Source organism: Streptomyces sp. AM25, assembly GCF_058146165.1.
Genome location: NZ_JBKIWN010000015.1, coordinates 1 through 23965 on the forward strand (window position 1 = coordinate 1; position 23965 = coordinate 23965).

Below are 23965 nucleotides of genomic sequence, written 5' to 3' on the forward strand. Positions count from 1 at the left end.
GAGCTCAAAAAGGTGCAGTTAACACACCTGCTGCGCGTCGGGTGCCCGCCCGGGGGCAACTCGGCCAGCAGCAGGCCCTGTTCCGCGATGCGGTCGAGCAACTCGGTGTGCCCGCGCGGATAGGGCACGTCCACCCCCGAGGCCAGCACCGCCACCGTCGCCCCGTCGGCGGCGAGCGCTCCCCTGTGGGCGGCGCCGTCGACCCCGTAGGCCGCCCCGGACACGACGACCCAGCCGCGCTCCGCGAGCCCGGCGCCCAGAGTCGCCGCCACATGGGAGCCGTAGCCGGTACAGGCCCGGGCGCCGACCACCGCGACGGAACGCAGCGCCCACGTCCGCACGCCCGGACTCCCGCGCACCCACAGGCCGATGGGCCGGGCGTCGCCCAGGTCGTCCAGCTGGCCGGGCCATTCGAGGTCGCCGGGGCAGAGGAAGCGGCCGCCGAGCCGGGCGACGGCGGCGAGGTCGGCCACGGGGTCGAGCACCTCGGCACGGGCCCGGCACCCGGCCAGCCGCTCCTCCCGGGCGCCCTTGGGCGGCGGCCCCTTGCCCGTCAGCCCGCGCACCAGCCCCAGGGGCCCCATCTGCCGCAGCCATCGGCCGACGGCCTCGTCGCCGGGCTCGGTCAGCCGGGTCAGGGCCGCCCGCGCCAGCCGCTCCTCCCGGCCCGGCCCCGTCATGGCCGTCCCCCCGCCAGGACCGCGCCCCGCTGGATGCCGGTGCGCAGTTCCAGGGCCTGGGCGACGTCCTCGGCGTCGGGGCGGTCGTGACCGGCGAGATCGGCCACGGTCCAGGCCACCCGGAGCACCCGGTCCAGCCCGCGGGCCGTCAGCAGGCCGCGCTCCATGTCCCGCTCGGCCTCGGCCAGCGCGCCCGGACCGGCACGCCAGCGCGTGCGCAGCTCGTGCCCGGGCACCTCGCTGTTGGTGCGCCACGGCGTACCCGCGTACCGGTCGGAGGCCCGCTCGCGCGCAGCGAGCACCCGGGAGGCGACCACGGCGGTCGGCTCGGCGGCGCCCGGCCCGGTGAGCTCGGAGCGGGCCACCGGCTCGACCGTCACCCTCAGATCCACGCGGTCCGTCAACGGCCCGGAGAGCCGGGCGAGATAACGCCTGATCACCCGCGGCGGGCAGTCGCAGCCGTCCCCCGTCATCCCGTGCCGGCCGCACGGGCAGGGGTTGGCGGCCAGCGCGAGCAGGAAGCGGGCCGGGAGACGCATCACCCCGCCCGAGCGGGCGATGATCACATGACCGGATTCGAGGGGCTGCCGCAGCGCGTCGAGCACCCGCCCGGGGAACTCCGGAGCCTCGTCGAGAAAAAGTACGCCGCGGTGCGCCAGCGACACCGCTCCGGGCCGCGGCATCCCCGAACCGCCGCCGACCAGGGACGGCATGGAGGCGGAGTGGTGGGGCGCGCAGAACGGCGCGCGGTCGATGAGGGGCTGCCCCGGCGGAAGCACCCCGGCCACCGAGTGCACCGCCGTCACCTCCAGTGACTCCTGGCGGGTGAGGGGCGGCAGCAGCCCGGGGAGCCGCTCGGCCAGCATGGTCTTGCCTGCTCCGGGCGGTCCGGTGAAGAGAAGGTGGTGGCGCCCGGCGGCGGCCACCTCCAGGGCCCGGCGGGCGCGGTGCTGCCCGGCGACCTCGACCAGGTCGGGCCGGTCGAGGGCATCCGGCGCGGGCACGCCCAGGGCGGCTCCCGGCAGGACGAGCCCGGCCAGCATGGGGTCCGGGTGGCCCTCGCCCGGCAGGCTCTCGTCCTCCTCGGGCACCGGCTCGTCGGCGAGGACGGCGATGACCTGGCGCAGGCTGCGCACCCCGAGGACCGAGATGCCGGGCACCAGCGCCGCCTCCGCGGCGGTGGCCTCGGGGACGACGACGTGCCGGTAGCCCGCGTCGGCGGCGGCCAGCACCGCCGGGAGGACACCGCGGACCGGGCGGACCCGGCCGTCGAGGCCCAGCTCGCCGATCAGCATCAGGTCGGCGATGGCGCGCGGGTCCACGCGCTCGGCCGCGCCCAGGACGGCACAGGCCACGGCGAGGTCGAAGCCGCTGCCTCCCTTGGGGACGGAGGCCGGGCTGAGGCCCACGGTGAGCTTCTTCTGCGGCCAGTCGGCACCGGAGTTCACCACGGCCGCCCTGACCCTGTCCTTCGACTCGACCAGGCTCTTGTCGGGCAGGCCGACCAGGGTGAAGGCCGCGACGCCGGGCTCCAGGCCGGCCTGGACCTCGACCACGACGCCCTCGACCCCGACCAGGGCGACCGAGCAGGTACGGGCGAAGCCCATCAGGCCACCCCCCTGACGTGCTCCACCACGGGCGCACCGCGGTCGGGGACGACCACGCCCACCACGTCGATCCGCACACCGCCCGGCGGCGGCCCGCCGTGCCGCTCCAGCCAGCGCTCGGCCAGCAGTCTCAGCCGGCCCGTCTTGTCGGACCGCACGGCCGCCAGCGGATGCTCGTACCGCCCGGCCCTGCGGGTCTTCACCTCGCACACGACCAGGGCGTCCGCATCACGGGCCACGATGTCCAGCTCGCCGTCGCGGCAGCGCCAGTTCCGCGCCATCACCGTCATCCCGGCCTCGGCCAGCCGGCGTACCGCCAGGTCCTCCCCGTAGCGTCCGAGCGCTCGTCGAGCGTCCATTCGGCACCACCTCCCGCACCGAGAGTGACGCCTGCGCCGGAAACTATTGGATCTTGGTGGACAACCCGGCGGTTGTGGAAAACCCCGTCACCCTCCCGGGAGGTCGAGGTCGGTCTTGTTCAGCTCCTCGATGTTCACGTCCTTGAACGTGAGCACCCGTACCTGCTTCACGAACCGGGCCGGCCGGTACATGTCCCAGACCCACGCGTCGGCCATCGAGACCTCGAAGAAGACCTCTCCCTGCACGGAGTGGACCTGCATCTCGTAGTCGTTCGTGAGGTAGAAACGCCGCTCGGTCTCGATCACGTATTTGAACAGTCCGACGACATCGCGGTACTCCCGGTAGAGCTTCAGCTCCATCTCGGTCTCGTACTTCTCGAGGTCCTCGGCGCTCATGGCATGTTCCCCTTCAGCCGTGCGTCCCCCCATTGTGCTTCAGGCACGCTCCGTCTCCAGGCGCACCGGTGAGCTCGGGGGACCCTCGTCGAGCAGCCTCTGCAGCAGCTCGGCGAGCCTGGTCGGATACACCGTCTCACGGGTCGCGAGCAGTTCCTCGCAGGTCCACCACCGCAGACCCGTGAGGCTGCGCCGCTCCAGCTCCGTCCCCCCTCCGGTCCAGTCGGGCTCCTGGCCGGTCCGGGCCAGGAAATAGCACTCGTCCTGGTCCCAGCGCCGCCCGTCGAACGGGAAGGAGCAGATGCGCCGCCAGAGCACCGGGCCCAGGTCGATCTCGGTGATCCCGGTCTCCTCGGCCAGCTCCCGGCGCGCCGCGTCCGCCCAGTCCTCGGCGCCCTCCAGCCCGCCGCCCGGGGTGAACCACCAGGTGTCGGAGGGGTCGTCCGGTTCACAGCCGTGCAGCAGCAGGATGCGGTCCTGCCGGTCGAGCAGCACCACCCGGGCCGCCTTGCGGAGCGCGCCGTGCTCAGCCATGGGACGCCACCGCCCTCTCGCGCTTCTCCCGCCGCGCCGCCGCCTGTTCCGCCGCGCGGCGGGCGACGGGTCCGTACGCCGCACCTCCCAGGATGAGCACGGCGCCGGCGATCACGGCGGTCAGCAGCTGCGGCAGCGGTCCGGCCTGCGAGGTGCCGCCCGGGAGCGCGGCGAAGGAGGCCGGGCGGTCGAGCATGCCACGGCCCGGCCAGGCCGTGGCGTCGACACGTGCCCGGACGGCGTCGCGCGGCACCGTGCCGTGGCCGGGATCGGTCAGGTGGTACCGGGAATCGAGGGAGTCGGTGCGGTGGTCGCCCAGCAGGAAGAGCTGCCCCTCCGGCACGGTGGCCGAGAAGCCGGTGGGCGAGGCGAGGCCCTCGGTACCGAGGTACGGCTCGTCGACGGACCGGCCGTCGACCGTCAGCCGCCCCTGCTTGTCGCAGCACGCGACGGTGTCCCCGCCCACCCCGACAACCCGCTTGACCATCGGCACGTCGCCCCAGACCTTGTCCCGGAAGACGACCACGTCCCCGCGACGCACGTCGCCGCCGTGGATGCGCTCGGCGAGCACCCGGTCGCCCCGGCCGATGGTCGGGGACATGGAGTCGGTGGGCACCGTGTACGGCTGGTACAGGAACGCGCCCCAGGCGAAGCCGCCCAGGAAGAGCACACAGCCGAGGGCCACGGCCAGCCCGGACAGCACCCTGCCCAGGCGGCCGTGGCCCTCGCCCGTACGTTCCGCTGCGCTCATCGCGACCCCCGTGTGCCTCGGATCCGCATCCCTCCGCCCTCGGCGGCCTGGAATCGCACCCTACCCGGGGGTACCGTCGCCGGTCAGCCCTTCTGCGCGGCCTTCAGGACGATCCGGCGGCGGCGCCATAGCACCAGCGGCACCGCGCCCGCCAGCCCGAGGGCGGGCGGCGCCGCAGCGGCCGCGGCGTTGATCCCCGGCTGGCTGAAGGTGTCCGGCACGGGCAGCGTCGACCAGCGGTTCAGCGGCCAGGCGACGACGATGGCGCGCCCGACGACCTCGTTCTCCGAGACCGTGCCCTGGTACTTGTCCAGCTCCTGGTGGTAGCGGGAGTCGAGGGAGTCCTGGCGGTGGTCGCCCATGACCCAGATCCGGCCCTTGGGCACCTTGATCGGGCCGAACGGCTTGTCACCGCAGGGCGTGTTGCCCGGGAAGATGTACGGCTCGTTCAGCGGCTTGCCGTTGACGACCACCGGGTCGTTGTTGCCCTTGCACTCCACGGTGTCCCCGCCGACCGCGATGACCCGCTTGATGAGGTCCTTCTCCTCGGCCGAGGGCATCAGGCCGATGAAGCTGAGCACCTTCTGGAGGCCGCCCGCGATCGGGCCGTTGTCCTGCTGGGGGGTCTCGCCGAGCCAGCCGCCCGGATCGTGGAAGACGACGACCTCGCCGCGCTCGGGTTTGGAGCCGAACCACGGCGTGAGCTTGTCGACCAGCACCCGGTCGCCGCGCTGCAGGGTGTTCTGCATCGACTCCGAGGGGATCGAGAACGCCTGCACCAGGAAGGTCTTGATGATGAGCGCGAGGATGAGAGCGATGCCGACCAGGATCGGCAGCTCCTTCCAGAAGGATCGTTGTTTCTTGGGCACCATGTCGTTCGCACCCCGGCCGGACGCCCGCCCGGGCTCCTCCCCGGACGTCACCTCGCCGTGCTCCGGCCCGGCCGGTCCGGCCTCCGCCTGGGACATGGCCTCATCGGACGCGTCACCCCTCGGTGACCCGTCCGGCCCGCCGGGCCGCTTCTCGGGCTCTCCGTGACCGGACCGTGCGCCGACCGCCAAATCCCCCACAATCCACTCCTCACTCCACGCTGCCGCCTGTCGTACATACGACGCAGGCCCACCACTCCCATAACGAGCGGGAGTTCCGCAGGGGTCGGGAGCCGGATCAATCCTTCCTGATCCGTGGGGGACACCCTATGCTCCGGGCCGTCCGCTCGCGCCCCCGCCCGCGGCGCGTCCCCGACCGATGAAAATCCGCCGGGTTCGGCCAGCCTGCTCCAGTGATCGAACGGCCAGGCGATCACGATCGCCCGCCCGACCACCAGGTTCTCCGGTACGGTCCCCTGCCCGGCCTCGTCCAGATGGAAGCGGGAATCGGCCGAATTGGACCGGTGGTCCCCCATGACGAAGAGCCGGCCCTGCGGGACCTTCACCTCGAAGCGGATCTGCGAGGGCGGATTGCCGGGGTGGATGTACGGCTCGTCCAACGGCGTTCCGTTGACCGTGATTTTGCCGTCCTTGTCGCAGCACTTGACCGTATCGCCGCCGGTGCCGATCACCCGCTTGATCAGGTCCTGCTCGTCGGCGGACGGCAGCAGACCGATGAACGTCAGCCCCTGCTTGATCTGGCGGATGCCCACCGGATCCTGCCCGGTGTGCGTCTGCTCGCCCTCCAGCCAGCCGCCCGGGTCCTTGAAGACCACAACGTCGCCGCGGTGCGGCGTGGACCCGAACCACGGCGTCAGCTTGTCGACGAGCACCCGGTCGCCGATCCGGATGGTCTGCTCCATGGAACCGGACGGGATAACGAACGCCTGCACCAGGAACGTCTTGAGCACCAGCGCGATCAGCAGCGCCACCGCTATGAGGACCGGCACCTCGCGGATCGTGGCCCGGCGCCTGCGCCGCACGGCCCGGCGCGCGGCCTTCCGCCGCGCGGCCCGCCCCTCCGGCACGGAGGCCTCGGCCGCCCGGCCGCGTCCCCCCGTGGCGGTGCGGCTGTGGCTACCCATGCGGCATACCGCCGTGGGCGGTCCCCGGCCCCGGAGCCGGCACGCCGTCGAAGGCGCCGGTCGCCGGCAGCGAGCGGATCCGGCCGAACGGCCAGCCGATCCAGTCGGCGCGTCCTATGACCCGGTCCACGGGGACCGTGCCCCCGCCGGGCTCCCCCAAATGATCACGAGAGTCACGGGAGTCGTCGCGGTGATCCCCCATGACCCAGAGCTTTCCCTCCGGCACCACGATGTCGAACGGTACCCGGGACGGGGCGTCGCCGGGGTGGAGATAGCCGTCCTCCAGCACCGGATGGCCGTTGACCTGCAGCAGCCCGCGCTTGTCGCAGCAGGTGACGCGGTCGCCGCCGATGCCCACGACCCGCTTGACGTAGTCCGTCCCCGCCGGGGTCATCAGACCCACGGACGAGCCCGCCTTGCGGATCACCGCCGTCACCGGGTTCTCGGCGGGCGGGTCCTGGACGAAGGAGTCGGTGCCGTCGAAGACGATCACGTCGCCGCGGCGCGGAGTGTCGCCGAAGCGGTAGGCGAGCTTGTTGACGAGCACCCGGTCGCCCACCCGGAGCGTGTTCTCCATCGAGCTGCTCGGGATCAGGAAGGGCTGCACCAGATAGCTGCTGACCAGGAGCACGAACACCATGCAGCAGGCCAGCAGCAGCCCGGCCCGGCGCAGCGGCCCGCCGCCCGTCGCCCACTCCCGCAGAGCGCGCAGCGGGCGGCGGCCCCGGACATGCGCGGAGCGCGACCCCTGCTCCTCCCCCTCATCGGGTTCAGGAGAGCGGTCGCGCTCCGGAAGCTCTGCGAACTGTGCGTCGGTGTCCATCGGGCCGAAAGCCTATCCGGCCGGATCGGAACCCCGGCGATCAGCTCAGTTGTCGCGCTTCTCCTTGATCTTCGCGGCCTTGCCGCGCAGCTCACGGAGGTAGTACAGCTTGGCGCGACGGACGTCACCGCGGGTCACGAGCTCGACCTTCTCGAAGATCGGGCTGTGCACCGGGAAGGTGCGCTCGACGCCGACGGAGAAGGAGACCTTGCGGACCGTGAAGGTCTCGCTGACGCCCGCGCCCTGGCGGCGGATGACAACACCCTTGAACTGCTGGATGCGGGAGCGGTTGCCCTCGATGACGCGAACGTGGACGTTCACGGTGTCACCGGGACGGAAGGCCGGGACGTCGGTGCGCAGCGACGCGGCGTTGACGTTGTCGAGCAGAGAAGACATGTGAGTCTGCTTCCTCGCCGATGCCACAGGTCATCGGCGGAACTGGTGCCGAAAGAGGAGATGGTGCCTGATGTGCCGGGCGGACGTCGTTCCCCCTGTGGCAGGGGCGTCACCGGACGCAAGGCAACGGCTTATTCTTCCATGTCCTGCCCCGGACGCCCAAATCGGCCGTCCTCGCCCGGGGCCCAGCCCAGGATCGAGAGCATTTCGCGGTCCTTCTTGTCGAACGCCGCCGGGTCGGCCCGCTCGATCAGGTCGGGCCGGTTCGCGGTCGTCCGGCGCAGCGCCTCGTCGCGGCGCCAGCGGGCGATCTTCCCGTGGTGGCCGCTGACCAGCACGTCCGGTATGCCGCGGCCGCGCCACTCCGGGGGCTTGGTGTAGACCGGGCCCTCCAGCAGGTCGGCCATGGCGCCGGGCGCGAAGGAGTCGTCGCGGTGCGACTCGGCGTTGCCCAGCACGCCGGGCAGCAGCCGGGCGACGGCCTCGACCATCACCAGGACCGGGGCCTCGCCGCCGGCCAGCACGTAGTCGCCGATGGAGACCTCGCGCACGTCGACGCGGTCGCCGTACTCCTCGATGACGCGGCGGTCGATGCCCTCGTAGCGGGCCGGTGTGAAGACCAGCCACGGCTTCCCGGAGAGCTCGACGGCCAGTTCCTGGGTGAACGGCCTGCCGCTCGGGGTGGGGACCACGATGACGGGCTCCCCCTCCCCCGAGGCGATGATCTCGTCGAGCGCCTCGCCCCACGGCCCGGGCTTCATCACCATGCCGGGGCCGCCGCCGTAGGGGGTGTCGTCGACGGTGTTGTGCTTGTCGTGCGTCCAGCCGCGCAGGTCGTGGATGCGCACGTCCAGCTGCCCACGGGCGCGGGCCTTGCCGACGAGCGAGACGTTCAGCGGTTCGAGGTACTCGGGGAAGATCGTGACGACGTCGAGGCGCATCAGGCGTCGCCCTCCTCGCCGGAGCCCTCTTCGCGGGAGCTCGCGACCTCGGCCTCGGCGCCGTCGAGGAGTCCGCGCGGCGGGTCGACGACCGCGCGCTGGGCGTCCAGGTCGATCTCCGTGACGATCTCGGAGACGAACGGGATCATGACCTCGCCGCCGTCGGGGCGCTCCACGATGAACAGGTCCTGCGAGGGCAGGTGGGAGATCTCCGCGATCCGGCCGACGACCGTGCCGTCGAGGGTGACGACCTCGAGGTCCATCAGCTGGTGGTCGTAGAACTCCTCGGGGTCCTCGGGCGTCTCGTCCGGGTCGACCTCGGCGACGAGGAGGGTGTTGCGCAGCGCCTCGGCGGCGGTGCGGTCGCCCACGCCGGTGAAGCGGAGCAGCAGCCGGCCGCTGTGCACCCGGCCGGACTCGATGGTCAGCGGCCCGACACCGGCCGGGTCGGTGGCCAGCACGGCACCGGGTCCGAGCCGCAGCTCGGGCTCGTCCGTACGCACCTCAACGGTGACCTCGCCCTTGATCCCGTGGGCGCGGCCGATCCTGCCGACTACGAGCTGCACGATCCGATCCTCTGTCCTTCAGGTTTTTCCGTACGAACGCGACAACGGGCCGGGAAGGAGAACCCTTCCCGGCCCGTGCCGGTGCTCAATCGCTTGCTCAGCGAACGTGATCCACGTCGACGAGGTCGACGCGGATGCCCCGGCCGCCGATGGCGCCCACGACGGTCCGCAGCGCACGCGCGGTGCGGCCGTTGCGGCCGATCACCTTGCCGAGGTCGTCGGGGTGGACCCGGACCTCCAGCACGCGCCCGCGGCGCAGGTTGCGCGAGGCGACCTGCACGTCGTCGGGGTTGTCGACGATGCCCTTCACGAGGTGCTCAAGGGCCTCCTCGAGCATCCTCAGGCCTCGGTCGACGCGGACTCGGCCTCGGCGGCCTCGTCCTTCTTCTCCGACTTCTTGGCCTTCGGGGTGATGGCCTCACCCTTCGCCTCGCTCGCCTCGAGAGCCTTGGTGAACTCCTCGAACGCGGCGCGCTTGTCCTTCGGCTCGGCCACGAGCATCGGGGCCGGGGCCGGCAGGCCCTTGAACTTCTGCCAGTCGCCGGTGACCTTGAGGATGGCCATCACGGGCTCGGTCGGCTGGGCGCCGACGCTCAGCCAGTACTGGGCGCGCTCGCTGTTGACCTCGATGCGCGAGGGGTTCTGCACCGGGTGGTACAGGCCGATCTCCTCGATGGCCCGGCCGTCACGGCGGGTGCGGGAGTCGGCGATGACGATGCGGTAGTGAGGCGAACGGATCTTGCCCAGACGCTTCAGCTTGATCTTGACTGCCACTGGAGTGGTGTCTCCTGGTCTTGACGTGGTTGGGCACAACGGGATGCCACGTGGGGTTGCGGTACTCGGGTGCCCGATGGACGCGTCAGCCGGAGGAGAGAGGGGTCCTGTGCGACTGTCGAGTACAGCCCCCCATTGTGCCATACCGGCCGGGGGCGGCCGACCCGGATCGGCCGGCCGCGCCCCGGGACCGGCCCGGATCCGTCTCAGCCGACGGAAACGGCCTCCGGGATGCGGAACGGCTGCCCGCAGCCGCCGCACATGATCGGCGCCTGCGCGAGCACGGAGGGCACGACCCGGACGTTGCGTCCGCAGTCGCACACCGCCTTCACCCGCACCCCGCCGCCGGACGAACCGTGCCGGGCCGCCGGGCCCCGGAAGGTACGGGTGGTGTCGGCCGCCGTGGCGACCGTGTGCGCCTTGAGCGCCCGCTGCAGTCTGTCCATGGTGGGGCGGTAGCGCTTGCGCGCCTCCGGGTTGAGCGCGACCAGGGAGAAGCCGCTGCTGGGATGCGGCTCCTCACTGTGGTCGAGCCCCAGCTCCTCCGCGATCGCCAGGAACCGGCGGTTGTGGTAGCGGCCGGCGCGTGAGGTGTCCCGGACACCGCGGGCGGCCGCGATGCCGTGCACTGCCTCGTGCAGCAGCCTTTCGAAGGAGAGCTCGGCGCCACAGGCGGACGACGACTCCCCGATCAACGATTCGGGCGCGGCTAGATCCGGCAGCTCGGGGTGGTACCGCTGAATGTCGGCCCACGCCTGCGCCAGCTCTGCGGCGAGTACAGGTGGTGTCGTGCTCACGTCGTGACAACGAGCAGGGACGGCCCGGTGTTCCGATACCGGGCCATCCCAAATATTTTGCACGTACCAGTCAGTTTCCCGCCTCATACGCCCTGACGAGGGCGGGTGCGCAGAACTGCGGAGAACCCGCGCACCTGTTCGCAAGGTGGGACGTACTGACGCATCAGTCAGCGCTCACGCGCTCACTGGACAGCGCCTCAGTAGGCGCGCGCGACGATCGCCAGGGCACCCGCGGCGTCGTCCGTCTCCGGCACCGAGCCGTCCTCGTTCACCAGGCAGCGCACCGTCACGGCCTGCTCGGCCAGCTCGGCCTCGCCGTCCGTGCCCAGCACCGACCACGGGATCCGCGCCCAGCCGCCGGCGACCGCGGCCTCGGCCGCCTCGTCGATCGTCTTCACGTCCGTCGTGCGGGACTCGCGGCGCTCGCGGGACTGACGCAGCAGCAGCTCCTGGTCCTCCTCCAGGACCTTCGGCAGCAGCGCGGCCAGCTCGTCGATGCGCACCGGCTCCTTGCCGCCCGGGATACGGCGGGCCAGCATCGCGGTGCCGTTCTCCAGGTCCCGCGGGCCGATCTCGATGCGGACCGGCACGCCCTTGAGCTCCCAGTCCACGGCGCGGCGGCCGAAGGGGGTGTCGGTGCGGTCGTCGACCTGCACGCGGACGCCCGCGGCCTTGAGCACGTCGCCGATCTCGCGGACCTTGGCGAGCACGGCCTCGTCGCCCTTGATCGCCAGGACGACGGCCTGGACCGGCGCCAGCCGCGGCGGGACGCGCAGGCCGTTGTCGTCGCCGTGCGACATGATCAGACCGCCGACCATGCGGGTCGAGACACCCCAGGAGGTCTGCCAGACGAGCTCCTGCTGACCGCCCTTCGACAGGTACGAGGTGTTGAACGCCTTGGCGAAGTTCTGGCCGAGCTCGTGGCTGGTGCCCATCTGCAGCGCCTTGCCGTCGCCCATCATGCCCTCGAGGGTGAGGGTGTTGATCGCGCCCGCGAAGCGCTCCTTGGGCGTCTTGCGGCCGAGCACCACGTCGATGCCCAGGACGTTGACCATGAAGTCGTAGTAGACGTCGCGGTGGATGCGGGCGGCGTAGTCGCGGGCGTCCTCGTAGGTGGCGTGGGCCGTGTGGCCCTCCTGCCAGAGGAACTCGCTGGTGCGCAGGAAGACGCGCGGGCGCATCTCCCAACGCACCACGTTCGCCCACTGGTTGATCAGCAGGGGCAGGTCGCGGTAGCTCTGCACCCACTTGGAGAAGTACTCGTTGATGATCGTCTCGGAGGTCGGCCGGACGACGACCGGCTCGTCGAGCTCCTTGCCGCCGCCGTGCGTGACGACCGCGAGCTCGGGGGCGAAGCCCTCGACGTGCTCCGCCTCCCTCGTCAGGTAGGACTGCGGGATGAAGAGCGGGAAGTACGCGTTGGAGGCGCCCGCGTCCTTGATCCGAGCGTCCATCTCCTGCTGCATGCGCTCCCAGAGCCCGTAACCGTACGGTCGGATGACCATGGTGCCGCGCACCGGGCCGTTGTCGGCCAGCTCGGCCTTGTTGATCAAGTCCTGGTACCAGCGCGGGAAGTCTTCCGCCCGGGGAGTGAGAATGGGAGCCTTTGCCATGGTGGGAATGGTACGGGGCGCGTCACGCCGAGTGTGAATCCGCTCGTCCGCAACCCCGCAGGACCGGCCCCCCGAACGTTCTCCCCACAGCCCCTGGACTCGGGGACGGAAGCGGAGTTCTCTGGCATCGGGGGGCTTTTTCAGCGCGTGCACGGCACCACACATGGGGGCGGCTTTTCGGACGTGGACACGGCTCTCGGCGGATTGGGGCGCTTTCGATGACACCAACGCTGGCTCGGCGGCACCGGCCGTCCTCGACCTCGCCCGACACCCGGGCCCGCGACTGGGCGGAAATCCAGGAAAGGATGCTGGTCCCGCTCTACGAGGCGGTCTACGAACGGCTGGAGACCGGACCCGGCACCCGGCTGCTCGCCCTCGGCTGCGGCTCGGGCCTCGCCCTGCTGATGGCCGCCGCCCGCGGCGCCGAGGTGTGGGGCACCGAACACGACCCGTACCGGCTGGAAATGGCCCGCGACCGGCTGCTGCCGGAGGGCTCCCCCGGCTCCTCCGCGTCCGCCGCCCGGCTGCGGCCGGGCGGCCCGGAGGCCGTACAGCGGCCGGGCGACGGGCCGTTCACGCTCGTCACCGCCTTCGGCCCGCTCTGCCCGACGGGCGGCGGCCCCGGCGTCGGCGTGCCGGAGCTCGTCCGCGCGGCGGGCCTCGCCGAGCGCGGCGCACCGGTCGTGCTGGCCGGCTGGGGGCCGGCGGAGCGTTGTGCGGCATCGGGGGCGTTCCGGGTCGCGGCCCGGCTCGCGGACCCCATGTGCGCGCCGGCCCGGTGGCGGCCCAGCGGCCGCGACGATCTGGAGGAACTGGCCCGGGCGGCGGGCCTGCGGCCCGCCGGTTCGGGGCGGGTGGCCTGCCCGTACGGATACGCCGACATGGACAGCGCCATCCGCGGTCTGCTCTCCACCGGCGCCTTCGACGCGGCCGAACGGGCCACGGACGAGGAGCAGGTGGTCAAGGAACTGGCCGAGGCGCTGCACCCCTACCTGCGGTGCGACGGGACGGTGTGGATGCCCAACGTGTTCCGGTACCTGGTGGCGCATCGCTGAGCCTTGGCTGCGGGCCGCCCCGGGTTGTTCGCGCCCACGCGATATGCAGCGGTCCCGCGCCCCTTGCGGGGCGCGGGGGAACCCGCGATCACTTCATGAACTTCTTGAATTCCTCGGGGAGTTCGAAGTCCTGGCCGTCCTGGCCGCCGGCCGGCAGGCCGAACGGGCTCGCCGGCTGCTGTGCGCGGCGCTCGGCGGCGGCTTGCTCCTCGGCCTTGCGCTTCATCGGGTTGCCCGACTGCCGCTTGCCCTTGGCCTGCTTGGTCTGCTTCTTCTTGCGGCCCGCGCCGCCGCCCATGCCCGGCAGGCCGGGCATCCCGGGCATGCCGCCGCCCTGGGCCATGCGGGACATCATCTTGCGGGCGTCGAAGAACCGCTCGACCAGGTTCTTGACGGCGCTGACGTCCACGCCGGAGCCCTTGGCGATACGGGCGCGGCGGGAGCCGTTGATGATCGTCGGGTCCTGGCGCTCGGCCGGGGTCATCGACTTGATGATCGCGGCGGTGCGGTCGACGTCGCGCTCGTCGAGGTTGTTGATCTGGTCCCGCATCTGGCCCATGCCCGGGAGCATGCCGAGCAGCTTGCTGATGGAGCCCATCTTGCGGACCTGCTCCATCTGGGACAGGAAGTCGTCGAGCGTGAACTCCTTCGGCCCCTTCGCCAGTTTGGCCGCCATCTTCTCGGCCTCGTCCTGGCTGAAGGTCTGCTCGGCCTTCTCGATGAGGCTGAGCATGTCGCCCATGCCGAGGATGCGGGACGCCATGCGGTCCGGGTGGAACGCGTCGAATTCGTCCAGCTTCTCGCCGTTGGAGGCGAACATGATCTGCTTGCCGGTCACGTGCGCGACCGACAGCGCGGCACCGCCGCGGGCGTCGCCGTCGAGCTTGGAGAGCACGACGCCGTCGAAGCCGACGCCGTCGCGGAAGGCCTCGGCGGTGTTGACCGCGTCCTGACCGATCATGGCGTCGAGGACGAAGAGGATCTCGTCGGGCTGCACCTCGTCGCGGATGTCCGCGGCCTGCTGCATCATCTCGGCGTCGATGCCGAGGCGGCCGGCGGTGTCGACGATCACGACGTCGTGCTGCTTGGACCGGGCGAACTCGATGGAGTTCTTGGCGACCTGCACCGGGTCGCCCACGCCGTTGCCCGGCTCCGGCGCGAAGACCGCGACGCCGGCGCGCTCGGCGACGACCGAGAGCTGGTTGACGGCGTTGGGACGCTGGAGGTCACAGGCGACGAGCAGCGGGGCGTGGCCCTGGTTCTTCAGCCAGAGACCGAGCTTTCCGGCGAGCGTCGTCTTACCGGCACCCTGCAGACCGGCGAGCATGATGACGGTCGGGGGCTGCTTGGCGAAGCGCAGCCGGCGGCTCTCGCCGCCGAGGATGCCGATGAGCTCCTCGTTGACGATCTTGATGACCTGCTGGGCCGGGTTCAGGGCCTGGGAGACCTCGACGCCGAGGGCCCTGTTCTTGACCTGCTTGATGAACGCGCGGACGGCGGGCAGGGCGACATCGGCCTCGAGCAGGGCGATGCGGATCTCGCGCGCGGTGGCGTCGATGTCCGCCTCGGAGAGGCGCCCCTTGCCCCGGAGGTTCTTGAACGTCGCTGCGAGGCGGTCGGAGAGGGTATCGAACACGGTGGTCGCGGATCCTTCTGGTCGAGACTCGAGTCGGCGGCTGACCCCCAAGGGTATCCGCCCGCCCCCGGTGCGGTCAGCCGCCTGGGGGGTGCCCGATGGGCCGGTGCGGGTCCTGCGGTGTCTGCTGGGGGCACCTCCCAGCGGTAGCTGGGGGAGCATCGCCCTCGGACTGGGCGTCCTTGGGTGCTGCGACAACGCGGCGAGGTGCCGTGCTGGGGGCACCCCCAGCGGTAGCTGGGGGAGCCGCAGGGCCCGCACCGGCCCATCGGGCACCCCCCAGCATCTCCTGCATTCCGCGGGCCAGCGCGGCGGCCTCTTCCTCGGGAAGTGCCCGTCCGTCCACCCCCGTCACATAGAACGCATCCACCACGCTGGCACCCAGCGTGCTCACGTAGGCGCTGCGCACGCGTGCCCCCGCCGCGTCCAGCGCGCGGCCCATCCGGTGCAGCAGGCCCGGTGCGTCCTGGGCCCGCACCTCCAGGACCGTCGCCGTGCGGGAGCCCCCGGGCGCGACCGTCACACGCGGGGGCGCGGGGGCGGGCCTCCTGCGCTTCGCGTACGCCGCCTCGCGCTCGGCCAGGCGTGCGGCGACGTCGAGCGAGCCGTCCAGGGCCCGCACGAGGTCGTTGCGCAGCCGGGCCGCCTCCGGCAGGGAGCCGTACTCGGCGGCGACCTGCCAGTCGAGCAGCAGCACGCCCCGGACCGTCCGCAGCTCCGCGGTCCGCACCGTCAGCCGGTGCAGCGCCAGCACGCCGGCCGCGGCCGGCAGGACGCCCGGCCGGTCGGGGACGGCCATCAACACCTCGACGCCGACGGGCTCTTCGCCCAGGGTGACGACGGGCCCGCCCGCGCCGAGCGCCTCGGTGGCGCGGTCCTGCTGGTCCACCGTGGGTGCTCCGCGCTCCCGGCGGTCCGCGATCGGGGCACCGGCGAGCGCGGCGGCGGCGCGGCGGACGAGTCCGTCCACGAGCGAGGCCCGCCAGGGGTTCCAGGCCGCCGGGCCTGTGGCGCGGGCGTCCGCCTCGGTGAGGGCGTGCAGCAGTTCCAGCGTCCCGGCGGTGGCGACCGCGTCGGTGACCGTGCGGACCGTGGCCGGGTCGTCGAGGTCGCGGCGGGTGGCGGTCTCGGCGAGCAGCAGGTGGTGGCGGACGAGCGTGCCGAGGACGGCCGTGTCGGCGGCGTCGAAGCCGATCCGCGCCGCCACCTCCCGGGCGACGGCCTCCCCTGCCTCGGAGTGGTCGCCGGGGCGGCCCTTGCCGATGTCGTGCAGCAGGGCGGCGACGAGCAGCAGGTCGGGCCGGTCCACGCGGCGGGCGAGGGCGGAGGCCTGCACCGCCGTCTCGACGAGGTGCCGGTCGACGGTCCAGCGGTGGACGGGGTTGCGCTGCGGGCGGCAGCGGACGTGCTCCCATTCGGGCAGCAGCCGCGCGACGATGCCCTCCGCCTCCAGTGCCTCCCAGACGGCCACGGCCGGCTCCCCCGCGCCCAGCAGCGTGACCAGTTGCTGCCGGGCCTCGGCCGGCCAAGGCGCCGGCAGCGGGCCGGCGCCCGCCAGCCGCCGCACCGCGTGCGGCGACAGCGGCAGCCCCGCCTGCGCAGCCGCGGCGGCCGCGCGCAGCGGGAGCACGGGGTCGCGCTCGGGGCGCGCGGCACGGGCGAGCACCGCCTCGCCCTCCTGCTCGACGACGCCCTCGGCGAGCGGGATCCGCTCGGGCTCCACGAAGCCGCCCCGCCCGCCGCGGCCGCCGAACACGCGGCGCAGCCGGGCCCGTCCGGAGCGGGCCCGCAGCACCCGGCCGACCTCGCGCCAGGTGACGTCGGCGGCGTAGGACACCGTGCGGGCCGCCTCGTAGACGCGGCGCAGCAGGGCGTCCGCGTCGGGCAGCCCGAGGGCCGTGGCGACCTGGTGCTGTTCCTGGAGGGTGAGCCGGTCGGAGGCGCGGCCGGTGGCCAGATGGAGGGCGTCGCGGGCGTCGAGGAGCAGGGTGCGGGCCTCCTCCAGGCCCTCGCGCGGGGCGTCGGCGAGCCAGGAGGCGGCGACCGCGCGCAGGGCGGTGGCGTCGCGCAGCCCGCCGCGGGCCTCCTTGAGGTCGGGCTCCAGCAGGAAGCGCAGTTCGCCCTGGCGCCGGGCGCGGTCCTCGCACATCTCGCGCAGCTCCGGCAGCCGGCCGGGGGCCTGGGCGCGCCAGTCCTCGTAGGCGGTGGTGCGCAGGGCCGCGGTGAGGGCGGGGTCCCCGGCGAGGTGCCGGGCGTCGAGCAGGCCGAGGTGGACCTTGAGGTCGGAGGCGGCGGTCTTGCGGGCCTCGGCGGGGGTGCGGACGGAGTGGTCGAGGGCGAGGCCCATGTCCCAGACCGGGTACCAGACGCGGTCGGCCAGGGCGGCCGTCGCGGCGGCGTCGGCCGTACCGTCGTGGAGGAGCAGCACGTCCAGGTCGCTGCGCGGGGAGAGCTCCCCGCGCCCGTAGCCGCCGACGGCGACGAGGGCGACGCCCCGGGTGCGGCCCAGCAGCCCGCCGAGCCAGCCGTCGGTGATCCGGGCGAGCTCGGCCCGCAGCCGGGGCCCGGCCTGCGCCTCCTCGTGCAGGAGGCGCAGCCGGGCGGCCGCGTAGCCGGCGCCTTCGGTCTCCGTCACCCGGTCTCCCTGGGGCATCTCGGCGGACTTGTCGAAATCCGGTGCGGTACCGCGCCCCGAGGGGCGCGGGGCTGCATTCGATATGCGGCTCCGCCGCGTGGGCGCGACCGGCCGCGGACGGCCCGCAGCCACCGAACCGCACGTGCAGCGGAGCTCAGAGCGCGTCCGGGCCGCGCTCGTCGGTGCGGACGCGGACGACCGTCTCGACGGGGACGACCCACACCTTGCCGTCGCCGATCTTGCCGGTGCGGGCGGCCTTGACGATGGCGTCGACGACCGGCTCCACATCGACATCCTCGACGAGTACCTCTATGCGCGTCTTGGGCAGCAGGTCCACCCGGTACTCCGCACCGCGGTAGACCTCGGTGTGCCCGCGCTGCCGGCCGTACCCCTGGGCCTCGGTGACGGTCAGGCCGTCGACCCCGTACTCCTGCAGGGCCTGCTTGACCGCCTCCACCCGGAAGGGCTTGACGACCGCGGTGATGAGCTTCATGCATCGACCTTCTTGCTGTTCGGGGCCGGGGGCTGCTGCTCCGGGGTGGCGGACGGGTCGGCGGTGCGAGGGGCCGGGGCGCCGCCGACCGCGCTGAAGTCGTAGGCGGTCTCGGCGTGCAGGGCCTGGTCGAGGCCGCTGATCTCGTCGTCCTCGGTCGCCCGGAAGCCGACGAGCTTGTCGACGAGCCTGGCCAGGAGCCAGGAGACGGTGAAGGAGTAGGCGAGCACCGAGAACGCCCCGACGGCCTGCCGGCCGAGCTGGACCGCGCCGCCCACGCCGTTCACGGCGAGGACGCCCACGAGCAGGGTGCCGATGATGCCGCCGACGAGGTGGACGCCGACGACGTCGAGCGAGTCGTCGAAGCCGAGCTTGAACTTGAGACCGACGGCCCAGGAGCAGACGGCCCCGGCGACGACGCCGATGAGCAGGGCGCCGAAGGCGTTGACGGCGGCGCCCGACGGCGTGATGGCGACGAGGCCGGCGACGGCTCCGGAGGCCGCGCCCAGGGTGGTGAAGGCGCCGTGCCTGATGCGCTCGTAGACCAGCCAGCCGAGCATGGCCGCGCCCGTGGCGACCTGGGTGTTGAAGGCCATGTTGGCGGCGGTGCCGTTGGCGGCTAGAGCGGAGCCGGCGTTGAAGCCGAACCAGCCGAACCACAGCAGTCCGGCGCCCAGCATCACCAGGGGCAGGCTGTGGGGGCGCATGGGGTCCTTGGTGAAACCGATGCGCTTGCCGACGACGAGGACGGCTGCCAGGCCGCCGACGCCCGCGTTGATGTGGACGGCCGTGCCGCCCGCGAAGTCGATGACCTTGAGCTGGGCCAGCCAGCCGTCGGGCTGCCAGACCCAGTGCGCGATCGGGAAGTAGACGACCGTCACCCACAGGGCGATGAACAGGGCCCAGGCGCTGAACTTCACACGGTCCGCGAGGGCGCCGCTCATCAGGGCGGGGGTGATGACCGCGAACATCAGCTGGAAGAAGGCGAAGGCGAGGACCGGGATGCCGTCCTTGCCGTTGGTCAGCGTCTCGGGGCTGATGCCCTTGAGCCCGATGTGGTCGAAATTGCCCAGCAGTCCTACGCCGAGGTCGTCACCGAAGGCAAGCGAATAGCCGTAGAGGACCCACAGCACGCTGACGATGCCGAGTGAGATGAAGGACATCATGAGCATGTTGAGGGCGCTCTTCACCCGCACCATGCCGCCGTAGAAGAAGGCCAGGCCCGGCGTCATCAGCATCACGAGCGCGGCACTGATCAGTACGAATGCGGTATCTGCGCCATTCAAGTCGGTGTCTCCTCGCAGCAGCGGCCCCGCCCCCGTGCGGGCCGTCGTTCCCCGGGCCGGTGTCGCGTCAGGCTCGCGCAGCGCCGTTTCAGCCGATGCCGCCGGTTGTTTCGCGTCAGTGACGAACACATCGCCCGTGTTACGCCCGGGTGAATCACCCGGAGCCCGGAAGGGACTGCCGCTACTCTCCGCCGGACACCCCGGCGGCCATGCAGACCGACCGCGACGACCACCCGGTATGACCTGGCGTGGGGGAGCCGAGTCGGGCTGTACGGGAGGGTCGTCGCGGCCGGGGCCGAGGGGCCGGAGGGGGTCAGACCGCCTGGGCGGCTTCCACCGAGTCCGGCAGGTGAACGGCGAGTTGGTCGGTGAGCTCACGGACTTCGGACAGTCCGCCGAAATCGCGCACGGCCGAGTCCACGGTCTTGCGCAGGCGGTTGTTCACCCGCTCCGAGCGGACCTGCTTGGCGATCCTGAGGGCCTGGCCGGCCAGGATCGTGGACTCCTCCGGCTCGCGCTCCATGAGGTGCACGGTGGCCATGCCGATCAGGTTGAGCGCATACGACCGCTGGTGCTCGGGATCCTGGGAGAACAGCTCGACGGCCCGCTCCATCTTGGGCCGGGCCAGCGAGGCGTACGTCGGGCTGCGGCCCGCCACATAGGCGAGATCGCGGAAGGAGTGCGCATTTTCCGCGTTGAGCTCGGCCTCGGAGAAGAAGCGGATCCAGTCGGGATCGCCGTCGCCGGGCAGGCAGTCGGCGAAGCAGTCCTCCGCCATGGTGACCGCGCGCTTGCACTTGGCCGGCTGCCCCATGCTGGCGTAGGCCCGCGCCTCCATGGCGTAGAGCATGGCCTGGGTGCGCGGGGTGGCCGTCTCCCGCGAGCCGTACTGGCCGAGGTGGATCAGCTCCAACGCGTCGTCGGGGCGGCCGAGATGGATCATCTGGCGGCTCATGTTGGAGAGGATGTACGAACCGAGCGGGCGGTCCCCGGCCTCCTTGGCGGCGTGCAGCGCCAGGACGAAGTACTTCTGCGCCGTCGGGTGCAGGCCGACGTCGTAGCTCATCCAGCCCGCAAGCTCGGCCAGTTCGGCGGCGACCTTGAACAGGCGCTTGGACGTGGCCTCCGCCTGGGGCTCCTGGAGCAGGTCCGTCACCTCGTGGAGCTGACCGACCACGGCCTTGCGGCGCAGGCCGCCGCCGCACTGGGCGTCCCACTGGCGGAACATCTTCGTCGTGGACTCCAGCAGCTCCAGCTCCGGTTTGGAGAGCCGGGTGCCGCGCCGGGAGCGCTCCTGCGCCGCTCCCTCGGCGCGGTCCTCCCGGCTCGCCGGGCCGGGGACCAGCCAGCGCTGCATGGGCTCGATGAGGGAGGGACCCGCGGAGAGGGCGAGCGAGGCGCCGAGGAAGCCCCGGCGGGCGAGCATCAGATCGCTGCGGGAGAACTCGCTGAGCAGCTCGATCGTCTGGCTGCCGGCCCAGGGCATGTCCACCCCGCCGACGGAGGGCGACTGGTGCGCGGCGCGCAGCCCGATGTCCTCGACGCCGACCACGCAGCCGAACCGCTCGGAGAACAGCTCGGAGAGGATCTTCGGAATCGGCTCGCGCGGCTGCTCCCCGTCCAGCCAGCGACGGACACGGGACGTGTCCGTGCTGATGTGATGGGCGCCCAACTGGCGTGCCCGGCGGTTCACTTGCCGGGCAAGCTCGCCCTTCGACCAGCCGCTCTGCAGGAACCAGGAGTTCAGCTGCTCGTTCGGACGCTTCTCGGACCGCTCCTGCCGATCGGCCCTGCCGGCTCCATCGGCACCGCTGACGTTGCCGCCCACTGGAATGCCCCCATCCCGAACTCTGCTCTGTGCGCGCTGCCGCGCGAACCGCCAACAGCATGCCGTCTGTTGAGACGGCCTGTCCGGCGATGCGCGGGCGCCGCCGGGAACGACGGGAAGCGTCACATGCCTCCGGCATACCCACTGCTGGGCGCATCTCCCGGGGTTCTTGCACCGAAAGTAATCCTACGATCACCGATCAGGCGAGAGCAGTCCAGCAAACGCCACCATTCGCCACCCCAACGGATGAACTGCTGTGCCACCGGCCGCGATTGACTTGACATCCGGCAACGCCGGAAAGGATCAAGGGAGTCGGCGAGCCGCCGGCCGCACCGCCGGGCTGCGGCCGACCGGCCGGTGAGTGGATCGGTGCACGGGGCGGCGCGCACCGCGCCCCGCACCACCTCCCGCGCACCGTCGCGCCGCCCCGGAGACGAGGTCCGCGACCGTACGTGTCCGAGACACTCCGACACGTAACCAACCGCGAAACAGACCCGTTGGAGGGGGCATGGGCTTCACAATCGGCGGCATCCGGGATCTGCGCTCGGGCTCTCGGCGCCGAGGCCGCGCGTCCGACACCGCGACCACGGTCGCGGAGTACACCGGCCTGTGGGGGTGGGACGTGGCGCCGGGCGCCCGAGCCGCCCGCGGCAGCCGGGTGAGCTGCTCCTGCGGCGCCGCCGGCTGCCCCGCCCCCGGCGCCCACCCGCTCTCCTTCGCCCCGCCCGTCCCGGCCGGCGCCACGCTGGACGAGGCTGCGGCCGCCTGGGCCGAGGTGCCGGGGGCGGCCGTGCTGCTGCCGGTGGGGCGCTCGTTCGACGTCCTGGAGGTCAGCGAGGCGGCCGGGCGGCACGCGCTGGCCCGCCTGGAGCGGATGGGGCTCCCGCTCGGGCCCGTCGCCCTCACCCCGCACGGCCGCGCCCTGTTCTTCGTCGCACCGGGCGCCGCCGCGCAACTCCCCCAGCTGCTCTACCGGATGGGCTGGGACGACACCCGCCTCGACCTGCGCGGCCTGGGCCCCGGCGACCACATCACCGCCCCGCCCTCGGACTTCGCCGGCCTCGGCCCGATGCGCTGGCTCCGCCCCCCGGCCCTCGACACGGCAGGCTGCCCCCCGGAGGCCAGGCTGCTGCTGGGCACGCTGGCGTACGTCTCCCACAGGTCGGGTGGGGCTCCGTAGACGCGGCACCGTCGCGCCCCGAAGGGGCGCGGGGAACTGCGCGACCAGCCACGCACGGCCCGCAGCCGACACGACGGGATCGAGGAAAGGGGCCCCTCCGCCCTTGCGGAGAGGCCCCTTTCACCAGGCCCGTGGAGACCGCGACGTTCAGTCGCCGATCAGCGCATCGACAAACGCCTCCGGCTCGAACGGCGCCAGATCGTCCGCCCCTTCACCCAGCCCCACCAGCTTCACCGGCACGCCCAGCTCGCGCTGGACGGCGACGACGATGCCGCCCTTGGCGGTGCCGTCCAGCTTGGTGAGGACGATGCCCGTGATGTTCACGACCTCGGCGAACACCCGGGCCTGCACCAGGCCGTTCTGGCCCGTCGTGGAGTCCAGCACCAGCAGGACCTCGTCCACCGAGCCGTGCTTCTCGACGACCCGCTTGACCTTGCCCAGCTCGTCCATGAGACCGGTCTTGGTGTGCAGCCGGCCCGCGGTGTCGATCAGGACGACGTCCGCGTTCTCGGCGATGCCCTCCTTGACCGCGTCGAAGGCGATCGACGCCGGGTCGCCGCCCTCGGGGCCGCGGACGGTGCGGGCGCCGACGCGCTCGCCCCAGGTCTGCAGCTGCTCGGCCGCGGCGGCGCGGAAGGTGTCGGCGGCGCCCAGCACGACGGACTTCCCGTCGGCCACCAGCACCCGGGCGAGCTTGCCCGTGGTGGTGGTCTTGCCGGTGCCGTTGACGCCGACGACCATGACGACGCCGGGCTTCTCCTCGCCGTTCACGCCGACACCGGGCTCGGTGTGGACGCTGCGGTCGAAGTCGGTGCCGATGAGCGCGAGCAGCTCCTCGCGGAGCAGGGTGCGCAGTTCCTCGGGGGTGCGGGTGCCGAGCACCTTGACGCGCTCGCGCAGCCGCTCGACCAGCTCCTGCGTGGGCGCGACGCCCACGTCGGCGGTGAGCAGGGTGTCCTCGATCTCCTCCCAGGTGTCCTCGTCGAGGTGCTCCCGGGAGAGCAGGGTCAGCAGACCCTTGCCCAGGGTGTTCTGCGAGCGCGAGAGCCGCGCACGCAGCCGGACGAGGCGGCCGGCGGTGGGCTCGGGGACCTCCACGACCGGCGCGGCCGGGGCCGCGGCCTCCGGCTCGACGACCGGGGCCTCCTCCGCCGGGGCCTCGACGGCCTCCGGCAGTTCCACCTCTTCGATGGTGCGGCGCGGTTCCTCGCGCGGGGCTTCGGCCTCCTCGCCGACGTGGGGCTCGGCGGGCGGCGCGGTGACGGACGGGCTGCTCGGCGGCGCCGGGGGCAGCTGCTTCTTCTTGCGGCTGCTCACCACGAGCCCGCTGATCGCGCCGAGCGCGATCACAGCGATGACTACGGCAAGGATGACGAATTCCATAACGCCCCCAGTATCGGACACCGGGGCGGCGTGCCGGTGCCGTGTCGTCGGCCCCGTGTTTTCGCGGCACTACCGCCGGGTTTTTGTGGTTTACCACGAGGACCAATGACACTATCCGGCCAAAGTTGGAGCAAAGTACGATGGCGTGCAACTACGCGACGCGCGTAGAGTCCGCAAAGACCTTTTCTGGTCAGAGGCCTTGGCGAGCCGGCCCGGCT

General features: G+C 72.4%; 23 protein-coding genes and 1 pseudogene. 2 read left to right on the forward strand and 22 right to left on the reverse strand.

All coding sequences use genetic code 11. The annotated features are described in order from the left end of the window. From ACLHRZ_RS20600 to proS, 16 genes and pseudogenes are all read right to left on the reverse strand, one after another. On the reverse strand, positions 1-794 hold a 794-nt coding region (locus ACLHRZ_RS20600; protein WP_490420211.1), incomplete at its 3' end, for a DNA-processing protein DprA. Next, positions 677-2287: a YifB family Mg chelatase-like AAA ATPase gene (locus ACLHRZ_RS20605; protein WP_490419964.1), complete on the reverse strand. Its 1611-nt coding sequence runs from the start codon at positions 2285-2287 to the stop codon at positions 677-679. The genes ACLHRZ_RS20600 and ACLHRZ_RS20605, both read right to left, overlap by 118 nt. Beyond that, the gene (locus ACLHRZ_RS20610) at positions 2287-2646 is read right to left on the reverse strand and encodes a YraN family protein (RefSeq protein ID WP_490419965.1); all 360 of its coding nucleotides are present in this window, start codon (positions 2644-2646) and stop codon (positions 2287-2289) included. Before ACLHRZ_RS20610 ends, ACLHRZ_RS20605 begins: the two co-directional genes overlap by 1 nt. A gap of 87 nt (positions 2647-2733) precedes the next feature. Continuing rightward, the gene (locus tag ACLHRZ_RS20615) at positions 2734-3042 is read right to left on the reverse strand and encodes a DUF2469 domain-containing protein (RefSeq protein ID WP_007821609.1); all 309 of its coding nucleotides are present in this window, start codon (positions 3040-3042) and stop codon (positions 2734-2736) included. A gap of 39 nt (positions 3043-3081) precedes the next feature. After that, a complete protein-coding gene (locus ACLHRZ_RS20620; RefSeq protein WP_490419966.1) occupies positions 3082-3576 on the reverse strand; it encodes an NUDIX hydrolase in 495 nt (164 codons plus the stop codon). Continuing rightward, positions 3569-4327, reverse strand: coding sequence for a signal peptidase I (lepB, locus tag ACLHRZ_RS20625; RefSeq protein WP_490419967.1), 759 nt, complete (start codon positions 4325-4327; stop codon positions 3569-3571). Before lepB (ACLHRZ_RS20625) ends, ACLHRZ_RS20620 begins: the two co-directional genes overlap by 8 nt. 83 nt (positions 4328-4410) lie before the next feature. Then, entirely contained in the window at positions 4411-5388 is a 978-nt protein-coding gene (gene lepB / locus ACLHRZ_RS20630) for a signal peptidase I (protein WP_490419968.1), read from the reverse strand. After that, positions 5312-6341, reverse strand: a pseudogene (gene lepB, locus ACLHRZ_RS20635) (signal peptidase I). Before lepB (ACLHRZ_RS20635) ends, lepB (ACLHRZ_RS20630) begins: the two are co-directional and overlap by 77 nt. Beyond that, positions 6334-7164 (reverse strand): signal peptidase I, encoded by an 831-nt coding sequence (lepB, locus tag ACLHRZ_RS20640; RefSeq protein WP_490419969.1) that lies wholly within the window; start codon positions 7162-7164, stop codon positions 6334-6336. Before lepB (ACLHRZ_RS20640) ends, lepB (ACLHRZ_RS20635) begins: the two are co-directional and overlap by 8 nt. Positions 7165-7209: 45 nt before the next feature. After that, positions 7210-7560, reverse strand: a complete 351-nt coding sequence (gene rplS, locus ACLHRZ_RS20645) for a 50S ribosomal protein L19 (RefSeq protein ID WP_168096161.1) — start codon at positions 7558-7560, stop codon at positions 7210-7212. Between the two features lie 131 nt (positions 7561-7691). Further along, complete coding sequence (gene trmD, locus ACLHRZ_RS20650) at positions 7692-8501, reverse strand: tRNA (guanosine(37)-N1)-methyltransferase TrmD (protein ID WP_490419970.1); 810 nt, start codon at positions 8499-8501, stop codon at positions 7692-7694. After that, positions 8501-9067, reverse strand: coding sequence for a ribosome maturation factor RimM (rimM, locus tag ACLHRZ_RS20655; protein WP_490419971.1), 567 nt, complete (start codon positions 9065-9067; stop codon positions 8501-8503). Before rimM ends, trmD begins: the two co-directional genes overlap by 1 nt. 97 nt (positions 9068-9164) lie before the next feature. Continuing rightward, positions 9165-9404 carry an RNA-binding protein gene (locus ACLHRZ_RS20660; RefSeq protein WP_004924853.1) on the reverse strand — a complete coding sequence of 80 codons (240 nt, stop codon included), beginning with the start codon at positions 9402-9404 and terminating at the stop codon, positions 9165-9167. A 2-nt stretch (positions 9405-9406) separates the two neighbouring features. Next, entirely contained in the window at positions 9407-9841 is a 435-nt protein-coding gene (gene rpsP / locus ACLHRZ_RS20665) for a 30S ribosomal protein S16 (protein WP_490419972.1), read from the reverse strand. 206 nt (positions 9842-10047) lie between these two features. Continuing rightward, a complete protein-coding gene (locus tag ACLHRZ_RS20670) occupies positions 10048-10638 on the reverse strand; it encodes a hypothetical protein (RefSeq protein WP_490419973.1) in 591 nt (196 codons plus the stop codon). Between the two features lie 197 nt (positions 10639-10835). After that, entirely contained in the window at positions 10836-12251 is a 1416-nt protein-coding gene (gene proS, locus ACLHRZ_RS20675; protein WP_490419974.1) for a proline--tRNA ligase, read from the reverse strand. Positions 12252-12469: 218 nt separating this feature from the next. On the opposite strand from proS, the gene ACLHRZ_RS20680 reads away from it, so the two are divergent. Next, entirely contained in the window at positions 12470-13306 is an 837-nt protein-coding gene (locus ACLHRZ_RS20680) for an SAM-dependent methyltransferase (RefSeq protein ID WP_490419975.1), read from the forward strand. An 88-nt stretch (positions 13307-13394) separates the two neighbouring features. Here ACLHRZ_RS20680 and ffh read toward each other — a convergent pair whose 3' ends face one another. The 5 genes from ffh to nsdA all read right to left on the reverse strand — a co-directional run bounded on the left by ffh (position 13395) and on the right by nsdA (position 21184). Then, positions 13395-14942 carry a signal recognition particle protein gene (gene ffh, locus ACLHRZ_RS20685; RefSeq protein ID WP_490419976.1) on the reverse strand — a complete coding sequence of 516 codons (1548 nt, stop codon included), beginning with the start codon at positions 14940-14942 and terminating at the stop codon, positions 13395-13397. Positions 14943-15018: 76 nt separating this feature from the next. Next, positions 15019-17595 carry a [protein-PII] uridylyltransferase gene (locus tag ACLHRZ_RS20690; protein ID WP_490419977.1) on the reverse strand — a complete coding sequence of 859 codons (2577 nt, stop codon included), beginning with the start codon at positions 17593-17595 and terminating at the stop codon, positions 15019-15021. A gap of 136 nt (positions 17596-17731) precedes the next feature. Next, on the reverse strand, positions 17732-18070 hold the full coding sequence (locus ACLHRZ_RS20695; protein ID WP_490419978.1) for a P-II family nitrogen regulator: 339 nt from the start codon (positions 18068-18070) through the stop codon (positions 17732-17734). After that, positions 18067-19356 (reverse strand): ammonium transporter, encoded by a 1290-nt coding sequence (locus ACLHRZ_RS20700; protein ID WP_490419979.1) that lies wholly within the window; start codon positions 19354-19356, stop codon positions 18067-18069. The genes ACLHRZ_RS20695 and ACLHRZ_RS20700 overlap by 4 nt, the downstream gene beginning before the upstream one ends. Before the next feature lie 313 nt (positions 19357-19669). Continuing rightward, on the reverse strand, positions 19670-21184 hold the full coding sequence (gene nsdA / locus ACLHRZ_RS20705) for a transcriptional repressor NsdA (RefSeq protein ID WP_490419980.1): 1515 nt from the start codon (positions 21182-21184) through the stop codon (positions 19670-19672). A gap of 508 nt (positions 21185-21692) precedes the next feature. Here nsdA and ACLHRZ_RS20710 point away from each other — a divergent pair. Continuing rightward, on the forward strand, positions 21693-22364 hold the full coding sequence (locus tag ACLHRZ_RS20710; protein WP_490419981.1) for a bifunctional DNA primase/polymerase: 672 nt from the start codon (positions 21693-21695) through the stop codon (positions 22362-22364). A 147-nt stretch (positions 22365-22511) separates the two neighbouring features. Here the strand turns inward: ACLHRZ_RS20710 and ftsY are convergent, their stop codons facing one another. After that, positions 22512-23747, reverse strand: coding sequence for a signal recognition particle-docking protein FtsY (gene ftsY / locus ACLHRZ_RS20715; RefSeq protein WP_490419982.1), 1236 nt, complete (start codon positions 23745-23747; stop codon positions 22512-22514). Positions 23748-23965: the final 218 nt, after the last annotated feature.